The organism is Dietzia sp. NPDC055877, assembly GCF_053615975.1.
In genome coordinates, this window is the sequence record NZ_JBSHCV010000001.1 from 378,730 (window position 1) to 397,231 (window position 18,502).

General features: G+C 67.1%; 18 protein-coding genes. 9 read left to right on the plus strand and 9 right to left on the minus strand.

What is annotated here, in order from left to right:
* The first annotated feature begins 131 nt into the window (after positions 1–131).
* The 3 genes from trxB to ACWGLC_RS01780 all read left to right on the plus strand — a co-directional run bounded on the left by trxB (position 132) and on the right by ACWGLC_RS01780 (position 2,774).
* Complete coding sequence (gene trxB, locus ACWGLC_RS01770) at positions 132–1,064, plus strand: thioredoxin-disulfide reductase (protein ID WP_452098299.1); 933 nt, start codon at positions 132–134, stop codon at positions 1,062–1,064.
* Positions 1,065–1,096: 32 nt separating this feature from the next.
* Entirely contained in the window at positions 1,097–1,441 is a 345-nt protein-coding gene (gene trxA, locus ACWGLC_RS01775) for a thioredoxin (RefSeq protein ID WP_230929667.1), read from the plus strand.
* 142 nt (positions 1,442–1,583) lie between these two features.
* Entirely contained in the window at positions 1,584–2,774 is a 1,191-nt protein-coding gene (locus ACWGLC_RS01780; RefSeq protein WP_452098300.1) for a peptidoglycan-binding protein, read from the plus strand.
* 221 nt (positions 2,775–2,995) lie between these two features.
* Here the strand turns inward: ACWGLC_RS01780 and ACWGLC_RS01785 are convergent, their stop codons facing one another.
* From ACWGLC_RS01785 to rpmH, 9 genes are all read right to left on the minus strand, one after another.
* The gene (locus ACWGLC_RS01785; protein WP_452098301.1) at positions 2,996–3,667 is read right to left on the minus strand and encodes a hypothetical protein; all 672 of its coding nucleotides are present in this window, start codon (positions 3,665–3,667) and stop codon (positions 2,996–2,998) included.
* Entirely contained in the window at positions 3,664–4,761 is a 1,098-nt protein-coding gene (locus ACWGLC_RS01790) for a ParB/RepB/Spo0J family partition protein (protein ID WP_452098302.1), read from the minus strand. Before ACWGLC_RS01790 ends, ACWGLC_RS01785 begins: the two co-directional genes overlap by 4 nt.
* Entirely contained in the window at positions 4,758–5,726 is a 969-nt protein-coding gene (locus ACWGLC_RS01795; RefSeq protein ID WP_452098303.1) for a ParA family protein, read from the minus strand. Before ACWGLC_RS01795 ends, ACWGLC_RS01790 begins: the two co-directional genes overlap by 4 nt.
* A 162-nt stretch (positions 5,727–5,888) precedes the next feature.
* Positions 5,889–6,536, minus strand: a complete 648-nt coding sequence (gene rsmG / locus ACWGLC_RS01800) for a 16S rRNA (guanine(527)-N(7))-methyltransferase RsmG (RefSeq protein WP_452098304.1) — start codon at positions 6,534–6,536, stop codon at positions 5,889–5,891.
* A 272-nt stretch (positions 6,537–6,808) separates the two neighbouring features.
* On the minus strand, positions 6,809–7,297 hold the full coding sequence (locus ACWGLC_RS01805) for a Jag family protein (RefSeq protein WP_452098305.1): 489 nt from the start codon (positions 7,295–7,297) through the stop codon (positions 6,809–6,811).
* Between the two features lie 129 nt (positions 7,298–7,426).
* Positions 7,427–8,635: a membrane protein insertase YidC gene (yidC, locus tag ACWGLC_RS01810; RefSeq protein ID WP_452098306.1), complete on the minus strand. Its 1,209-nt coding sequence runs from the start codon at positions 8,633–8,635 to the stop codon at positions 7,427–7,429.
* Between the two features lie 12 nt (positions 8,636–8,647).
* The gene (yidD, locus tag ACWGLC_RS01815) at positions 8,648–8,944 is read right to left on the minus strand and encodes a membrane protein insertion efficiency factor YidD (RefSeq protein ID WP_344995606.1); all 297 of its coding nucleotides are present in this window, start codon (positions 8,942–8,944) and stop codon (positions 8,648–8,650) included.
* Complete coding sequence (gene rnpA, locus ACWGLC_RS01820; protein ID WP_452098307.1) at positions 8,944–9,306, minus strand: ribonuclease P protein component; 363 nt, start codon at positions 9,304–9,306, stop codon at positions 8,944–8,946. The genes yidD and rnpA overlap by 1 nt, the downstream gene beginning before the upstream one ends.
* An 18-nt stretch (positions 9,307–9,324) precedes the next feature.
* Positions 9,325–9,468: a 50S ribosomal protein L34 gene (gene rpmH / locus ACWGLC_RS01825; protein ID WP_230929658.1), complete on the minus strand. Its 144-nt coding sequence runs from the start codon at positions 9,466–9,468 to the stop codon at positions 9,325–9,327.
* A gap of 547 nt (positions 9,469–10,015) precedes the next feature.
* Here rpmH and dnaA point away from each other — a divergent pair.
* From dnaA to gyrB, 6 genes are all read left to right on the plus strand, one after another.
* Positions 10,016–11,521, plus strand: a complete 1,506-nt coding sequence (dnaA, locus tag ACWGLC_RS01830) for a chromosomal replication initiator protein DnaA (RefSeq protein ID WP_452098308.1) — start codon at positions 10,016–10,018, stop codon at positions 11,519–11,521.
* A 124-nt stretch (positions 11,522–11,645) separates the two neighbouring features.
* Positions 11,646–12,749 carry an alpha/beta hydrolase gene (locus ACWGLC_RS01835; protein WP_452098309.1) on the plus strand — a complete coding sequence of 368 codons (1,104 nt, stop codon included), beginning with the start codon at positions 11,646–11,648 and terminating at the stop codon, positions 12,747–12,749.
* Between the two features lie 453 nt (positions 12,750–13,202).
* The gene (gene dnaN / locus ACWGLC_RS01840) at positions 13,203–14,378 is read left to right on the plus strand and encodes a DNA polymerase III subunit beta (protein WP_452098310.1); all 1,176 of its coding nucleotides are present in this window, start codon (positions 13,203–13,205) and stop codon (positions 14,376–14,378) included.
* An 18-nt stretch (positions 14,379–14,396) separates the two neighbouring features.
* On the plus strand, positions 14,397–15,695 hold the full coding sequence (gene recF, locus ACWGLC_RS01845) for a DNA replication/repair protein RecF (protein WP_452098311.1): 1,299 nt from the start codon (positions 14,397–14,399) through the stop codon (positions 15,693–15,695).
* Positions 15,692–16,246 carry a DciA family protein gene (locus ACWGLC_RS01850; RefSeq protein ID WP_452098312.1) on the plus strand — a complete coding sequence of 185 codons (555 nt, stop codon included), beginning with the start codon at positions 15,692–15,694 and terminating at the stop codon, positions 16,244–16,246. Before recF ends, ACWGLC_RS01850 begins: the two co-directional genes overlap by 4 nt.
* Before the next feature lie 88 nt (positions 16,247–16,334).
* Entirely contained in the window at positions 16,335–18,455 is a 2,121-nt protein-coding gene (gene gyrB / locus ACWGLC_RS01855; RefSeq protein WP_452098313.1) for a DNA topoisomerase (ATP-hydrolyzing) subunit B, read from the plus strand.
* Positions 18,456–18,502 lie beyond the last annotated feature (47 nt).

An 18,502-nucleotide genomic window follows, 5' to 3' on the forward strand; every position in this document is an offset into this window, starting at 1 on the left:
CGCCACCCCCGGCGGGAACAAGCCGAACGCGCCCGGTGTTATGCCGGGTGGAGTTCAGACGCGGTGATTCTGACTCCGACCGTCTGATCACCGTGCGCCCGACCGCCGCCCCGAAGGAGTCAGAAGAAGCAATGAGCGAGACCATCCACGACGTGATCATCGTCGGATCCGGCCCGGCCGGCTACACCGCCGCCATCTACTCCGCGCGCGCCGAGCTCAAGCCGCTGGTGTTCGAGGGTTCGCAGTTCGGTGGCGCGCTCATGACCACGACGGACGTCGAGAACTTCCCCGGTTTCGCCGAGGGCATGATGGGCCCCGACCTCATGATGCAGATGCGCGAGCAGGCCGAGAGGTTCGGCGCCGACCTGCGCATGGAGGACGTGACCGGCATGGACCTGGCCGGTAACGTCAAGATCGTGCGCGTGGGCGAGGACGAGTACCGCACCCGCTCCGTGATCCTCGCGATGGGCGCCGCCGCCCGCTACCTCGGCATCCCGGGGGAGCAGGAGTACCTCGGGCGCGGCGTCAGTTCCTGCGCCACGTGTGACGGATTCTTCTTCCGCGACAAGCCGATCGTCGTGGTCGGTGGCGGAGACTCCGCGATGGAGGAGGCCACCTTCCTCACCAAGTTCGGCTCGTCGGTGACGATCGTCCACCGCCGCGAGGAGTTCCGCGCCTCCAAGATCATGCTCGAACGCGCCCGCGAGAACGAGAAGATCGACTTCATCCTCAACGCGGCCGTCGACGAGGTCATCGCGGGCCAGAACGGCTCGGTCGAGAAGCTGCGACTCCGCGACACCGTGACCGGCGAGACCCGTGAGCTGGAGACCGCCGCCATGTTCGTGGCCATTGGTCACGATCCGCGCTCCGAACTGGTCCGCGACCAGGTCGAGATCGACCAGGACGGCTACGTCCTCACCGGCGAGACCACCGTCACCTCCATCCCCGGCGTCTTCGCGTGTGGCGACCTCGTCGACCACCGCTACCGCCAGGCGATCACCGCAGCCGGCTCCGGCTGCTCCGCGTCCATCGACGCCGAGCGCTGGCTCGCCGAGCAGGCCTGACCACCCACCGCATCCCCGAAAGGACCACCACCATGGCCGCCACCCCCAACATCGTCGACGTGACCGAGGCGGACTTCGCCGACTCCGTGCTCACCGCCAGCGGCTCCAAGCCCGTGCTGGTGGACTTCTGGGCGACCTGGTGCCGCCCGTGCACCATGATGGCGCCGGTTCTGGACGAGCTCGCCGGGGCCGAGGCCGACAAGCTGACGGTGGCCAAGGTGGACGTCGAGGCCAACCAGGAACTGGCCGCCGAGTATCAGATCACCGCCATCCCGGCGATGCTGCTCTTCTCCGGGGGCGAGGTCGTGAAGCGCATCACGGGCGCCAAGTCCAAGTCCGCTCTGCGCACCGAGCTCGGGGACGTTCTCGGTAGCTGATCAGCGCGTCTTTCGCGTCTGCGAGCACTTCGGGGCCGCATCGGCCGGGTGTCCCCACCCGACCGGTGCGGCCCCGGCATCCGGGCGCCTGAACCGGTAGGTTCGTCCTGGTACCCATCAGTAGACGTGCAGGAGGACCCCCATGGCGTGGCGACGTGGTGACCGCGGGCCCGAGGTGGCCGCTATCCGGGCCACGCTCGCGGGCATGGGACTGCTGCACAACATCGAATCCGTCGGCCTGACCGAGCCCGAGGCCGGCTCCGTCCTCGCCCGCACGGACGCCGTGTTCGACGCCGACCTGGAGGCCGCGGTCCTGGCCTTCCAGCAGGCCCGGGGCCTCATCTCCGACGGAATCGTCGGCCCCGCCACCCAGGCCGCACTCGCCGACGCCAGCTACGTCCTGGGCACCCGCGATCTCAGCTACATCGTCTCCAAGCCGATGGCCGGGGACGACGTCGCCCAGCTCCAGCGGCGGCTCGGTGAGCTCGGGTTCTACGCCGGGCTCGTCGACGGCACCTTCGGTGCCCTCACCCATGGGGCAGTCACCGACTTCCAGCGGGACTGTGGGCTGTCCGCGGACGGCGTCGTCGAGGTCGAGACCCTCGACACCCTCGGACGTTTCTCCACCCTGTTCAAGGGCGGCGACGTGGCATCGCTCGTGGAGAAGGAGCGGGCACGGACCTCCGGCCCCATGCTCGCCGGCAAGCGCATCGTCCTGGACCCCGGCCCGAGCGGTTCGGAGAACCCGATCCGGATCGACACCCCCTACGGGACCATCACCGACGCGGAACTGCTGTGGGACATCACCCAGCGGCTGTCGGAGCGGATGAACCAGGCGGGCGTCGAGGTGTTCCTCTCCCGCCCCGAGGCGATGATCCCCACCGATCCCGAGCGCGCCGAGATCGCCAACGCCTTCAACGCGGATCTCATCATCTCGCTGCGCCTGGACCGGCACCCGAATCCCGTCGGCAACGGCGTGGCCACGTTCTACTTCGGTAACTCACTCGGCTCCGAGTCGATGCTCGGTGAGGCACTGTCGGGTTTCGTGCAGCGGGAGATCGTGAGCCGGACAAGCCTGCGGGACTGCCGCACGCACGGCCGGAGCTGGCAACTGCTGAGGATGACCCGCATGCCGTCAGTGCAGATCTACCTCGGCTACGCCAACAGCGCCGGCGACCTGGAGATCCTCGGGGACCGGGCCGCGCAGGACACGATCATTGACTCGATCCTGGTGGGCGTCAAGCGCCTGTACCTCCTCGACGAGGACGATCACACGACCGGGTCGATGTCCGTCGACGACCTCATCAACTACGAGCAGGGCCAGCGGGGCTGACCGGCTCCTGCTCGCTCGTTCCGGCCGGTCCCGATCTCCAGGGCTGATCCGCTCCTGTTCACCTCGCCTGCCGGCTCTTCATCACCCGGAACCCGGATTGCCACGCGTATGGCCGCCCGGGCCGGCTCGCGCATAACAGGCCGGATTGGCTCGCTCCGGGCGTGAGCGCGCGGATCGGTGCCCGGGCTACCCCGGCGTCCTGCCGCTTCTCTGTGCGGCCCTCAGCGGCTCCGGATCATCGCCGAGGCACCGGAGAGGACTCCGAGCTCTCGGGTGACGATTCCGCGTTCGGCGAAGAGCTTGTCCAACGCGTGCTCGACGTCGGCCTTCCACTGATGCTCACTGTCGATGTCCAGGCGCAGTCGGGGGTACGTCTCGTGGTCGGCGACCACGGTGAACCCGTGCTCGACCAGGAAGCTCGCGGGTGGAACGCATGCGTCTGCGCCGCACCCGTCACGTGACGCTTCCGGGTCCGGGTTCTCGTTCGTGACCCCGAAGGCCTCGATCGCCTTGATTCCGCGACTGCGTAGGTCCACCACGACGGAATCCAGCAGGGCAGTGAGAGCACCCGCGGGCGCTCCGGACTCGACTGTCATTCCGGCCAGGAGAATGGCATCGGCGCCTACGGGCCCGGTGGGGAAGCAGGCCGCGCGGGGCACCATGCCCGGCGGCGCGTAGAAGACGGCGCCTGCCGCATGGTCCTCCTCGCTCGCGATCTGTCCGCACGCCCCCCATTCGAGACTGACATGGGAGATCCATGCCTCCTTCTCGAACTGCGGATCGCCGGGCGTCGCGGTGGCGTCGAGCCCGTCGGTCTGCCAGTAGACACAGCGTCGGCTCCTCGGCCCGAGTTGGTCCACTGCGGAGAGACTGAGTGTGCGGAGGGAGATCATCGCGAGGTTCCGGCCGACCCACCCTCGAGTAGTCCGAGGACGCGCTCGAGATCATCGGTGTCGCCCACGTCGATCGTGATCCGACCCTTCCGGCGACCCATCGAGACGGAGACCGTGGTCTCGAAGCGGTCCGAGAGCCGGCCGGCGACGGCCTCCAGCTCCGGATTCCGCTGACGACCCCGGGGCTCCGGACGGGGCTTCTTCTCCGAGCTGTCGCCCTCGCGGTTGGCGATCGTGACGATCTCTTCGGTGGCCCGGACAGAGAGCCCCTCGGCCACGATACGAGCCGCCAGCTCATCCTGCACTGCGGCTCCGGCCTCGAGCCCCAGAAGGGCACGCGCGTGGCCGGCAGAGAGGACCCCGGCTGCGACGCGACGCTGCACGGCGGTGGGGAGTTGCAGGAGCCGGATGCTGTTCGTGATCGCGGGACGCGACCGGCCGATCCTCGAAGCGAGCTCGGACTGCGTCACCTTGAACTCGTCGAGCAGTTGCTGATACGCCGCCGCCTCTTCGAGCGGGTTGAGCTGCACCCGGTGGATGTTCTCGAGAAGTGCATCCCGGAGGAGATCTTCGTCCTCGGTCTGGCGGACGATAGCGGGGATGGTGGGGAGTTCAGCCCGCTGGCTCGCTCGCCAACGTCGCTCACCCATGATGAGCTGATAGCGATCGTCGCCCAGTTCACGGACGACGATCGGCTGTAGCAGCCCGAACTCCTTGACCGAGTGGGACAGCTCGGCGAGCGCCTCCTCGTCAAAGTAGGTGCGCGGCTGCTTGGGGTTCGGCTCAATGGCTGCGGGAGAGATCTCTCGGTACACCGCACCCGGGTCGACGAGATCCGCTGTTTCACGTGAAACGCTCGACTCGGTCCCGGCATCGGTGGCAGAGCCCCGCTGGCCTGTCTTCGCCCCGGACTCCCCACGACCAGGAGACCCGCCTGCAGAACGCGGACGCGGGGGAGTGGTGCGCGGACCACCGGACCGCGGTCCGAGAATGAGGTCCGCTGCGTCGTCCCCGAGTCGGGGGCCTTCGTCCGGGCCGGTGGGGATGAGCGCGGCAAGACCACGGCCCAGTCCGCCCTTACGCTGCTGACTCATCGGCCATCCTCCACGTTGCTCTCGCCGTCGCTCGCCGAAGCGACCGTAGCGTCCCGGTCAGGGTCGGCGTCCGGTGTCTGATCCTCGTCGCCCCCGAATCGTGGATCCCGACCATTGAGCTCTCTCGCCGCGTCGAGGTACGCGAGCGCTCCACGTGAGCCGGCGTCGTACTGGAGGATGGTCATTCCAAAGCCCGGGGCCTCCGACACCTTGACGCTTCGTGGGATCACGGTCTTGAGAACGCGGTCTCCGAAGTGGTTTCGAACCTCACCGGCAACCTGCTCCGCGAGCTTGGTGCGGCCGTCGTACATCGTCAGCATGATGGTGGAAATGTCGAGGCTCGGGTTGAGGTGCTGCTGAATCAGCTCGACGTTCCGAAGCAACTGACCGACGCCCTCGAGCGCGTAGTACTCACACTGAATAGGAATCAGCACCTCGTGGGCGGCCACCATGGCGTTGACGGTCAACAACCCGAGTGACGGGGGGCAGTCGATGAAGACGTAGTCGATCCCCAGGGACGCCAGGTCGTCCTTGTCCAGGACCTCGGCAAGCCGACGCTCACGGTAGTCGAGACCGACGAGCTCGATCTCCGAGCCCGCCAGATCTATCGTGGCGGGAATGCAGAAGAGTCGCTCCGCGTGGGGGCTCTTCTGCATCAAGTCCTCCGCAGCCTGTTCCCACATGAGGAGCTCGTAGCTGGACGGCGTTCCCTCACGGTGATCTACGGCCAAAGCCGTGCTCGCGTTGCCCTGAGGATCCATATCGATCACCAGCACCCCCAGGCCACGCATCGCGAGAGCGGCCGCGAGATTGACGGTCGAGGTGGTCTTACCGACGCCGCCCTTCTGGTTGGCGATGGTGATGATCCTGGTCTCGGTCGGGCGCGGCAACGCAGGCGCGTCCCCGCGGAGCACCTCGCTCGCCTGCCTTGCGGCGGCGAAGATCGGGGTCTCGTGGTCGGACATCCGTCACCTTTCAAGTCTCTCAATCAGCGGGTGCTATTCCCGATCGTTTGGCCGCTCTGCGCCCCACCCGACTCGGCGAGCCCAGTGTTTCACGTGAAACCGACATTGTCTGGTCGGCAGGATTTCATTCGGGGCATGGTCCAACACGGCCCCGCGCCCAACTCACCGCCGACGCTTGGCAGAGCCTCGCGAGCGAGCGCCCCGGCCCCCCATCTTAGTCCCCAGTGTGGCGATAACCAGCCTCGTCTCTTCGGCATCCGGAGCCGAGACGACTTCGACCCGGACGTCGGTGAAGCCCAACCGCGTCAGAGCGGCCCGGTCCCGTTCGATCTCCTCCACTGCCGAGGATCCCTTGAGCGCGACCATCCGGCCACCCACTCGGAGAAGCGGGGCGGACCAACCGGCAAGCTTGGCCAGCGGGGCAACAGCGCGAGAGGTCACGACGTCCGATTCTCCCGCTTCAGCAATGACTACTTTCTCCTCAGCCCTGCCGCGGATCACCCGAACGTCAAGACCAAGACTGCCGATGATCTCTTCCAAGAACGTGACCCTCCGCAGTAGCGGCTCGACGAGCGTCATCTGAAGATCCGGCCGGGCCAGTGCGAGAGGAATGCCGGGCAGACCGGCACCGCTGCCGATATCGACCACCGACTCGCCGTCGGCGAGGTGGGACGCGGCGGCCGCACTGTTGAGTACGTGACGATCCCACAGCCGTGGCCGCTCGCGTGGACCCATCAGCCCCCGCTCGAGCCCGGCGGTGGAGAGGAAGTCGACGTACTGCTGTGCCAGACCCGACCTGTCGCCGAACACCGTCTCGACACTGGGTGGCGGGGGAGGGGTCGCGTCGTCGTCGCCGGGACCATTCGACTCGAAGTCGTCACGTGACGCTTCAGCACCTGTGGGTTCGGACATGGTCGGTACGCCTCACAATCGGGTCGGGGGAGTGGTGTTTCACGTGAAACTCCACAGGGAATTACACAGCTGTGACTAACGGCCTAGTTCGCACCACAGCGCTGGATACCGGCCAAATAGCTCAGGGGTGCGGGTGTCACCCCGCACCCCCGGAACGTCATCGTCCATCGCTACGCCGGAAGAACGACGACCCGACGATTCGGCTCGACACCGGTCGAATCAGAGGAGACACCCTCGATCTCGGCGATCGCATCGTGGATGATCTTCCGCTCGAACGGACTCATCGGCTCCATCTCCTCGGAATCACCGGCCTCGAGAACACGTTGCGCCACCGCGCGGCCGGTTTCGGAGAGCGCCTCCCGCTTGTTCGCACGCCAGCCTGCGATATCCAGCATCAGACGGCTCCGGTCCCCGAGCTCCTGTTGCACGGCGAGTCGGGTCAACTCCTGAAGAGCATCGAGCACAGCGCCATCCGCACCGACGAGAGAGTCGAGATCCTCGCCGCCATCGATACTCACCATGGCACGATCACCCTCGACGTCCAGATCGATGTCCCCATCGAAGTCAAGAATGTCGAGGAACTGTTCAAGGTAGTCGCCGGCGACCTCGCCCTCCTCGACCAAACGCTCCTCGGACACCTCGATGTTTCTCTTCGACATGGACCTGCCTCCGTCGTGAACGCCGATCGCCGCACATGCTCCGAGCGGCGAGTACCTACCCCAAGTATGGGACAAGGTCCCGGATGCCGGGGCATCGGGGACCTTGTCCGTGTGCGCAGTCCGATCGGGTCAGCGCTTCTTCTTCTTTTTCTTGCTCTTCGGTTTGGAACCGGAGGCCTTCTGAGCCGGCCTGCTACGTTGCCCACCCGGCGCGTGCGGCTTCTGGCCGGGTCGGGGTTTGGCCCCCGGCGTCGACGCCGCGCCCGCAGGCGTCGCCTCCCCGTCGGCTGCGGAAGCCACATCGGTCTCCACATCGATCGTGGAGGTCGCGCCCTCCTGAGCACGCGACGCCGACCCCTGGGCGGATCCGGCCGGACGGGCGTTCTTGGCCTTGACCGGCTTGACACCGACCTTCGGCGCGAGCGACTTCTGCTCCTCGCGACGCTGCAGCGCAGCGGCGTCGTCCTCCTTGGCCATCTTCTCGTACAGGTAGTACTGCTGCGCGAGGGTCCACAGGTTGTTGGTGACCATGTAGACGAGGATCGCCATCGGCCAGAAAGCACCGGTCACCAGAATGCCGATGGGGAACGCCCACAGCATCAGCTGGTTCATGATCTTGGCCTGCGGATTGGCGGCGGCCTGCGGCGACTGGTGGGACAGCGACACTCGCGCGTTCAGGTGCGTGGTCACCGCCGAGACGACCATCAGCGGGATGGCCACGAGGAGGATGTTCCAGCGGGCGAAGTCCAGCATCGCCCCCGGCTCCACGAAGGCCTGGAACTGCTCGACCGGCTGCGAGATGAAGGACGAGAGCGGCGCACCGAACAGACGCGCGTCGAGGAAGCTCTGGACCTCGTCCGCACTGAAGACGTAGTTGCCGGTGTTACGGGTTTCCTCGGCCGTCATCCCCAGCGCGTTGAACTGGGTGCCCATCCGGTTGAACGACCGCAGCACGTGGAACAGCCCGAGGAACACGGGGATCTGGATGAACATCGGCAGGCAGCCGAGAAGCGGGTTGAACCCTTCGGACTTCTGCAGCTTGCGGGTCTCGACGGCCAGTTTCTCGCGGTCGTTCTTATACCGCTTCTGCAGCTCCTTCATCCTGGGCTGCATCTCCTGCATTTTGCGGGAGAAGCGGATCTGCTTGGCCGCCGGCCAGAACAGCATGATTCGCAGCGTGACGACGAGGAAGATCACCGACAGCGCCCAGATGATGCCGTTGGAGTCGGCGTTGTTCACCCACGGCAGGAGTCCGCCGAGGAACGCGAAGATCTTGTGCCAGAACCAGAGGATCCCGGAGATCGGGTAATAGACCAGAGGGTCCGTGATGAACGACATGGGTGGGGAGTCCTAGCTACGTTCGGAAGAAGTCGGATGCTCGGGGGGCGCGGAGCCGGGATCGGGCGCGCGTGGCTCGGGGACAGGATCCCAGCCGCCCGGGGTCCACGGGCCACAACGAAGGATGCGCCAGACCGAAAGCCATGTTCCGTACCAGGCACCGTGGACCCGGACCGCCTCCACCGCATAGCTGCTGCAGGACGGAACGAACCGACAACTCGGGGGCGTCAGCGGTGAGATGCCCTTCTGGTAAAAGTCCAGCATCCACAGAAGGACCCGGGCAACGGGTCCGGGGCGGGGTCCGGCCATCACCGCGAGCCTCTCGCCCGGGCGGACGCCGTCTCCAGGCCGGAGCGCAGATCGCGCACGAGATCCTCGTGCGTCGCGGTGGCCGATGCCGGGTTGGCGCGGATGACGACCATGAGATCGGGCTCGAGCCCGTCGATGAGATCGGCCGCGATATGACGAAGCCGCCGGCTGACGCGGTGACGGGTCACCGAGTCGCCGACGGCCTTACTCACGACGAGCCCGAAACGGGGACCGCCCACGCGGATCTCCGAGGAGTCCACGTGGGCGTGTACGACCATGGTCCGGCGGCCCTTCCTGGCACCCCGACGCACCACCGTCGCGACATCAGCGGAACGGTGGAGCCGGTGCCGCCCGGGGAGCACCCGCCGACCCGGCCGGAATCAGGCCGTCAGCGCGGAACGGCCCTTGCGACGGCGAGCCGCGACGATGCCGCGACCGGCACGGGTCCGCATACGCAGACGGAAGCCGTGCACCTTGGCACGACGACGGTTGTTCGGCTGGAAGGTCCGCTTGCCCTTGGCCATGGTTGGCTCCTCACATTGATGTCGGCGCCGAAACCGGCACGCGATCGAGTTCGAGACGTCGTCGAAACACCGATGACGGCGGCACCACGACGCGCCGCACGCTCTTCAGGCGCGCGACAGACTGTTCAAGATTACGCGCAGTAGCCGCCCGCCACCAAACCGTGTGATCACATTCGTATCTCCCGTACCACTTCGCAGGCCATCGCGACACGCCAACGGCGATGATGCTTGACTTCCGGTCTCCACTTGATCTTGAGGGTTGCCCAGTCGTTCACAGTGTTGTTACCGTCGTTCATCATCGAGCCCTACAGGGTCGCGCAACCGAGAACTCAGGCGTCCCAGATCCCACCCCACCCGGTCGTCGACGAATCACAACCTCTGGCCCTGCAAGGGAGAGGTCTATTTACCCACAGCTGTGGACAACCGTGTGGATATCCCAGTGGACCTGGGATCACGCCTGTGGATAGAGTGTGGTTCCCGCACGAGACGGACAACGATCCGCCGGACCCGACGATCATCGACACCAAACGAGAGGAGACCGCTCACCGTGTCTCCTGAGCTCGAACACGTGTGGAGCGCCGTTCTCGACAGACTGACGGATCCGGACCTCGCGAGCGACGACAACCCGGCCCTGTCCCGCCAACAACAGGCCTGGCTCCGGCTGGTCCAGCCCATCGCCGTGGTCAACGGGTTCGCGATGCTCGCGGCACCGTCGGCATTCGCGCGCGACAACATCGAATCAGTGCTCCGCGGCCCCATCACCCGGGCGCTCAGCTCGCAGTTGGGCGAACCCGTCGATCTCGCGGTCAAGGTGGACACGTCGCTCGCCGGCGCCCAACAGCCGACGGATGACGCGGGCGAACCGGACATCGATGTGGACGAGATCCACCGCCCCGAGCCCGAGGACGAGGTGACCCCCTCGGCGCCGCGGCCCACCCGCATGACCGAGGAGCAGATCGCCGCCGAGCGGTTGCTCCACGGGAGCGATCGCGACGAGGCGCTGTCCGCCGCGACCGCTCCGGGCCTCAACGAGCGGTACACCTTCAGCGCGTTCGTCCAGGGCAACTCCAACCGGTTCGCCCGCGCGGCGGCCCTGGCCGTTGCCGAAGCGCCGGCCCGCGCCTACAACCCACTGTTCATCTGGGGCGAATCCGGGCTGGGCAAGACCCACCTGCTGCACGCGATCGGTCATTACTCCCTGCGGATGTACTCCGAACAGAAGGTCAAGTACGTCTCGACCGAGGAGTTCACGAACGATTTCATCAACTCCGTCCGTGACGGCCGCCAGAACATGTTCAAGAAGCGGTACCGCGAGGCGGACATCCTCCTGGTGGACGACATCCAGTTCCTCATCGGCAAGGAGCAGGTGCAGGAGGAGTTCTTCCACACCTTCAACACGATCCACAACGCCCAGAAGCAGATCGTCATCTCCTCGGACCGCCCGCCCAAGCAGCTGCAACCTCTCGAGGACCGGCTGCGCACGCGGTTCGAGTGGGGTCTGATCACCGACATCCAGCCACCCGAGCTCGAGACGCGGATCGCGATTCTCGACAAGAAGGCCAAATCCGAGGGGTACGAGGTTCCCCGCGATGTCCTCGAGCTGATCGCGACGCGTGTCCAGCGCAACATCCGCGAGCTCGAGGGCGCGCTGATCCGTGTGGTCGCATTCGCCTCGCTCAACGGTCACGAGATCGACGTCCCGCTCGCCGAGGTCGTCCTGCGTGACGTCGTCTCGGACGACGACTCGCTCCAGATCTCGGCCGCGACGATCATGGCGGTGACCGCGGAGTTCTTCTCGACGAGCATCGACGAGCTGTGCGGATCGTCCAAGACGCGGTCGCTGTCCCGGGCCCGTCAGATCGCGATGTACCTGTGCCGCGAGCTCACCGACCTGTCGTTGCCCAAGATCGGCGTGACGTTCGGCGGCAAGGACCACACCACCGTCATGTACGCCCAGCGCAAGATCCTCAAGGAGATCAAGGACGATCGGCGTACCTACGACCAGATCCAGGAACTGACCGCTCGCATCCGCGAACGCTCCCGCGCGATGTGAAGAAGTTTTTTCGCTAACCTCGACGGCATATGTTCCGCGCGGGGTGGCCCGCGCCCGTTCTTTCACCCGAGGGGGGAAGGGGTGTCAGGGCCGTGATCTCGGGCTCCGCGACTCCCCGGCAACAATGGTCATGGCCGATCGTCCAGAAGTTCAGACCGCGTCGCCGGCTGTCGCCGCGATCACGATGGTGGGTCTGGGTCAGAATCTCCTGACCGGACTCGCCCGCGTCCCGTTCGTCCGGCCGTGGCAGGGCCCGGGGAACATCGTCGACAACCTAGGCCAGTCCGTGACCCGCCAGACCATCCGGTCGTTCATGGGCTACTCACTCGGACTCCCGATCGAGGAGTTCCGGTCCATGGAGCAGGTGATCGACGGGATCTGTTCCGTCGTCCTGCCACCGTATGTCCGCGGGATCGACGGCGTGACGATCACCCGCGAGGTCATCGGGGGGGTCCCCGGCCTGTGGTGCCGCCGCAGCGACGGCAAGAACGCGCAGGAACAGGTCGACGGCACCATCCTCTACCTGCACGGCGGTGGCTACATCGGAACCTCGCCCATGATGTACGCGGCCTTCGCCTCGGCCACCGCCAAGCGGACCGGCTGCGACATCTTCATCGCCGACTACCGCATGGCCCCGGAATTCCCGTTCCCGGCCGGCGTCCTCGATGCCGCGAGCGTGTACGCGGCGCTCCTGGAGCAGGGGATCAGGCCCGAGAACCTCATCATCGCCGGGGACTCCGGAGGCGGCGGGCTGGCCGCCTCCCTGATCTCGCACCTGAACGTCTCCGGCATGCCCGTGCCGGCGGCGCTGGCCCTGTTCTCCCCGGAGACAGATCTCGAACTGGACCAGCCGTCCGTCTCGGACAACGCGCGGTACGACATCCTGCCGTGGAACGTGCCCACGGCCCCCTATCTGCAGGGAATCGCCCCGGGTGATCCACTGGTCTCGACCGTCAACGCGGCGCTGAGCCCTGACTGGTTCCCACCCACCTTCGTCACCTCGGGCGGGAACGAGATGTTCCGGGACGGGATCCGGGAGCTCGTGGCCCATCTGCGGGACGCGGACATCGAGGTCCACGCGATCGAGGCCGAGGGCATGTTCCACGTCTTCCCGATCCTCATGCCGTGGCTCGAGGTGTCCCGCCGGGTCTTCGAGGAACTGGACGAATTCGTCGACTCGCACGTCCGGTCACGGCGGTATATCGACATCGGCAGCGACGAGGACTGACTCACCCGCGCCCCGAATCACGCATTCTTGACCACCAACCACACCTTTCACAGCTGTGGACAAAGCTGTGGGATCTTGTGGACCAACGGTGGACAAGGGGTGGACCGGGTCTTGTGATTCCACCGGGGCTCCGAACCAAATCACAAGAATCAACGGATGCGTCCACACCACGAAATCGCGCTGGACCTGTAATGACAAGTCTCGGCTCACAATTTCACAGGACCTACTACTACCTCTTATCTCTTTAGATAGTTCTTGTTAGAAGTAGGGATGTGGAACGGCGAGTCCGCTTGACCGGGTTACACCCCTTCCGTGTGACCCGTGTCGGTGCGAGCGGTTACTCTCATGGAGACGTCTCGCCGCCCGGCGACGGGACGCGCCGCACGACCGCCCCACAAGACCACTCGTCCAGATACCCGAAGCGGTGTCAGCCCTGCCTGAAAGAGGTCATCGATGGAGATCACGGATCCGACGTTCCGCGTCACCCGCGAGGACTTCGCGGATTCCGTGGCCTGGGTGGCGCGCACGCTGCCGTCGCGCCCGTCGGTGCCGATCCTCGGCGGGGTGCTGCTCGAAGCAGATTCGGGACTGACCATCTCGGGGTTCGACTACGAGACGTCGGCCCAGGTCTCGGTTCCGGCCGAGGTCTCCGAGCCGGGTAGCACGCTCGTCTCCGGTCGACTGCTGGCCGACATCGCGCGGGCACTGCCGGATCGCCCTGTCGAGGTGACCGTGACCGCGCAGAAGATGTACATCACCTGCGGGTCCGCCAAGTTCACGCTGCCGACCATGCCGGTCGAGGACTACCCGCAGTTGCCGACCATGCCGGAGGTCACCGGTTCGGCGCAGGTCGACGCGTTCTCCGAAGCGGTCTCGCAGGTCGTCGTCGCGGCCGGCAAGGACGACACGCTGCCGATGCTGACCGGAATCCGGATGGAGATCGAGGGCCCGCGGGTCACGCTCATCGCCACCGACCGCTTTCGCCTCGCCATCCGCGAGTTCGAGTGGGAGCCGGCGCGCGATGACGTCGCGGTGGAGGTGCTCATCCCGGCCAAGGCGCTCTCGGAGGTCACGCGTTCGGCCGGTGCCGGCGGCCGCGTCGACCTGAGCCTGGGGGCCGGGTCCGAGGTGGGCGCCGAGGGAATCCTGGGGGTCCTGGTCTCGGGCCAGCGCACCACCACCCGCCTTCTCGACGCGGAGTTCCCCAAGGTCCGTCAGCTTCTGCCGCCGCAGCACAACTCGATCGCGGTGGTCGAGGTCGACGCCCTGATCCAGGCCATCAAGCGTGTCGCCCTGGTGGCGGACCGCGGTGTTCAGGTCCGGCTCGCGTTCAGCGAGGGTGAGCTCGCGCTCTCCGCCGGTGGCGACGACGCCGCGCAGGCCAACGAGACGCTCCCGGTCGACTTCGTCGGGGAGCCGCTGACCATCGCCTTCAACCCGGGCTACCTGCTCGACGGTCTGGGCAGCGTCCACTCCTCGCGCGTGGCGTTCGGGTTCACCCAGGCCAGCCGGCCGGCCGTTCTGCGCCCCGCGCCCGAGACGCTCCCGGAGCCCGACGCGGACGGTGCGATCGCCCCCGTCGACTCGAACCACACCTACCTCCTCATGCCCGTGCGCCTGCCGGGCTGACGTCAGCCGCGAGCCGGCATGCACCTGCGTCATCTGAGACTTCTGGATTTCCGCTCCTGGCCGCTGCTCGAGCTCGAGTTGGAGCCGGGGGTGACCACCCTCATCGGGCGCAACGGACACGGCAAGACCAACGTCCTCGAGGCGATCGGCGTGCTGGCCACCCTGCGTTCGCACCGGGTCGCCGCCGACGCGCCGATGATCAGGACGGGAGCGGAGACCGCCCTCGTCGGGGCACTGGCCCACAATGCCGGACGCGAGCTCACCGTCGAGCTCGCGCTCAATTCGGGCAAGGCCAACCGTGCGCGTCTGAACACGTCGCCGTGCCGGCGGCTCGGTGACATCCTCGGCGTGGTCCAGTCCGTGCTGTTCGCACCGGAGGACCTCGCCCTGGTCCGGGGCGAGCCCGCCGAACGTCGGAGGCTGCTCGACGAGCTGATGTCCCAGCGCCGGCCCGCACTCGGCGGCGATCTCGCGGACTACGCCTCGGTGCTCCGCCAGCGCACGGCTCTTCTCAAGTCGGCGTCGAGCGCACTTCGCCGGGGCCGACCGGAGGAATCCGCCGCCGCCCTGGACACCCTCGACGTGTGGGACGGCCGTCTGGCGGGGCTGGGGGCGCAGATCGTCGCCGGGCGGGTGACTCTCCTCGAGCAGCTGCGTCCCCTCGCCGTCGACGCCTATCGGACCCTCGCACCGGAGTCCCGCCCGGCCGCTCTCGCCTACCGGTTCCGGGTCGCGTCGCCCCCCGCGGAGTCGGAGCTGACCGATCCCGAGTTCGTCGAGGCGCTCCTGCTGAGCGAACTCGGGCGGCGCCGCCGTGAGGAGATCGAGCGCGGCCAGTCACTCGTCGGACCGCACCGGGACGACCTGATCCTCACCCTCGGCGAGGAGCCGGCGAAGGGCTTCGCGAGCCACGGCGAGACGTGGTCGTTCGCGCTCGCGCTACGCCTCGGATCGCTCGAACTGTTCCGTGCCGACGGCATCGAACCGGTCCTCCTACTCGACGACGTGTTCGCCGAACTCGACCGTCACCGCCGCGCCGCACTGGCTGATGTGGCGGCCGGCGTGGAGCAGGTTCTCATCACCGCGGCGGTCGGCGAGGACGTGCCGAGCGGGCTCCGCGGGGTGCGTCATGACGTCGTGATGACGGGCGAGGGAGCCGATCGTCACTCCGGGATGACACTGTCACAACGGCGGGACGACGACGTGGGTGGCCGGGACGGTGGCCCGGGTGATGAGGTGGGCGGCCCGGGCGCCGACGGGTATGACGACGACGGCGAGAGCCGCGACACCGATACCGGAAGTGGGGTTTCGCTGTGACGAACAGGCCGGGTGGGGATTCGGTAACACCGTCTGACCCGCCACAACGTGGTTATGACATCGCCAAGCAGGCGCTCGAGGAGGCGCGGGCCCGGGCGCGTGCCGAGGGCAAGCAGGTCGGTCGTGGCCGCTCCGCTCCGGTGGGCACCGGCCGACGTCTGCGCAAGCGCGGGTGGACAGGGTCCGGCGCCGACCCGTGGGATCCGCAGCCCCTCGGCAAGCTCTTCGGTCAGATCGCCAAGAAGCGCGGCTGGGACGACAAGGTCACGACCGGCCGGCTCTTCGCGGAGTGGGGGCGCATCGTCGGCGCGGACGTCTCGGCGCACGCGACGCCCGACCGGTTGGAGGAGGGGATCCTCTACGTCCGGGCCTCGAGCACCGCGTGGGCCACGCAGCTGCGACTGATGTCCGCGGACATCCTGCGCAAGATCGCGGCGGCGATGGGACCGGGGCACGTGCGCCGGCTCAAGATCGAGGGGCCGGAGAAGCCGAGCTGGCGCAAGGGGCCGTTGCACGTGTCCGGACGCGGTCCGCGCGATACGTACGGATAGGCCGCCGGGCGTGCCTGTGGGCCGTCCCGCGGTTCCCGCAGGTAGACTGGCACGGTCCCAGACCCGACGAGACGCGAGGAGTTCGCACGTGGCGGACGCCAAGAGCAAGAGCCCCAGTGAATACGGTGCATCCTCGATCACCGTCCTCGAGGGGCTCGAGGCCGTCCGGATGCGTCCGGGCATGTACATCGGCTCGACCGGCCCCCGGGGTCTGCACCACCTGATCTGGGAGGTCGTCGACAACTCGATCGACGAGGCCATGGCGGGCTACGCGAGCGGCGTCCAGGTCACGCTGCTCGAGGACGGCGGCGTCGAGGTCATCGATGACGGCCGCGGCATCCCCGTGGAGATGCACGAGCAGGGCATGCCGACCGTCCAGGTGGTCATGACCCAGCTGCACGCGGGCGGCAAGTTCGACTCGGACTCCTACGCGGTCTCCGGTGGTCTGCACGGTGTCGGCATCTCCGTGGTCAACGCGCTGTCGACCCGCGTCGAGGTGCAGATCAAGCGCGACGGACGGCTGTGGCTCCAGGACTTCGATATGGCGGTGCCGGCGGAGATCGTCGACGCCGGCCCGGCGGAGGGCACAGGGACGCGCGTCCGTTTCTGGGCGGACCCGTCGATCTTCGAGACCACGGAGTACGACTTCGACGTGGTGGCCCGTCGCCTCCAGGAGATGGCGTTCCTCAACAAGGGCCTGACCATCACGCTCATCGACCGGCGCGCCCGTGCCCAGCAGGCGGCGGAACTCGACGCCATCGCGGACAGCGAGGGCGCCGGGGGCGACTCGGGTCCGGGCTCGGACGAGGCGTCGGATGTCGAGAACGCGGTCGACGCGGAGAAGGCGTTCAATGAGGGCGCCGAGGCGGCTGCTGCGGACGAGGCGGAGGTCGAGGTCGAGCCCGCCAAGGTCCGCGAGCGCAAGCGCACCTTCCACTACCCGGACGGGCTGAAGGACTACGTCACCGCGATCAACAAGTCCAAGACCTCGATCCACCCGACGATCCTCTACTTCGAGGGCAAGGGCACCGGCCACGAGGTCGAGGTCGCGATGCAGTGGAACTCCGGCTACTCGGAGTCGGTCCACACGTTCGCCAACACCATCAACACCCACGAGGGCGGCACCCACGAGGAGGGTTTCCGAGCGGCGCTGACCTCCCTGGTCAACAAGTATGCCCGCGACAAGAAGCTGCTCAAGGAGAAGGACCCCAACCTCACGGGTGACGACATCCGTGAGGGCCTGGCCGCGGTGCTGTCCGCCAAGATCGCCGACCCGCAGTTCGAGGGGCAGACCAAGACCAAGCTCGGCAACACCGAGGTCAAGGGGTTCGTGCAGCGCCAGGTCGCCGAGCACGTGGGGCACTGGTTCGAGGCCAACCCGGCGGAGGCCAAGACGATCGTCAACAAGGCGATCGCCTCGAGTCAGGCTCGCGTCGCCGCGCGCAAGGCCCGTGAGATGGTGCGCCGCAAGTCCGCCACCGATATCGGCGGTCTGCCCGGCAAGCTCGCCGACTGCCGCTCCAAGGATCCGTCCAAGTCCGAGCTGTACATCGTGGAGGGCGACTCCGCCGGCGGCTCGGCCAAGTCGGGCCGGGACTCGATGTTCCAGGCGATCCTGCCGCTGCGCGGAAAGATCATCAACGTCGAGAAGTCGCGAATCGACAAGGTCCTCAAGAACGCCGAGGTCCAGGCCATCATCACGGCCCTGGGCACCGGCATCCACGAGGAATTCGACATCGAGAAGCTGCGCTATCACAAGATCGTGCTCATGGCCGACGCCGACGTCGACGGCCAGCACATCGCGACGCTGCTGCTCACCCTGATCTTCCGGTTCATGAAGCCGCTCGTCGAGAACGGTCACGTCTACCTGGCGCGGCCGCCGCTGTACAAGCTCAAGTGGGGCAAGGGCGAGCCGGACTTCGCCTACTCGGACCGCGAGCGCGACGAGCTGCTCAAGATCGGCCTCGAGAACAAGCGCAAGATCAACGTCGACGACGGCATCCAGCGCTACAAGGGTCTCGGCGAGATGAACCCCAAGGAGCTGTGGGAAACCACCATGGATCCGACGGTCCGCACGCTGAGCCTGGTCACGCTCGACGACGCCGCTGCCGCGGACGAACTGTTCTCGATTCTCATGGGCGAGGATGTGGACGCGCGACGCAGCTTCATCACCCGCAACGCCCGCGACGTGCGCTTCCTGGACGTCTGACGCCGCGACCCCCGGGCAGGTCCACCGTGTCGGCGTGGGCCGATCCG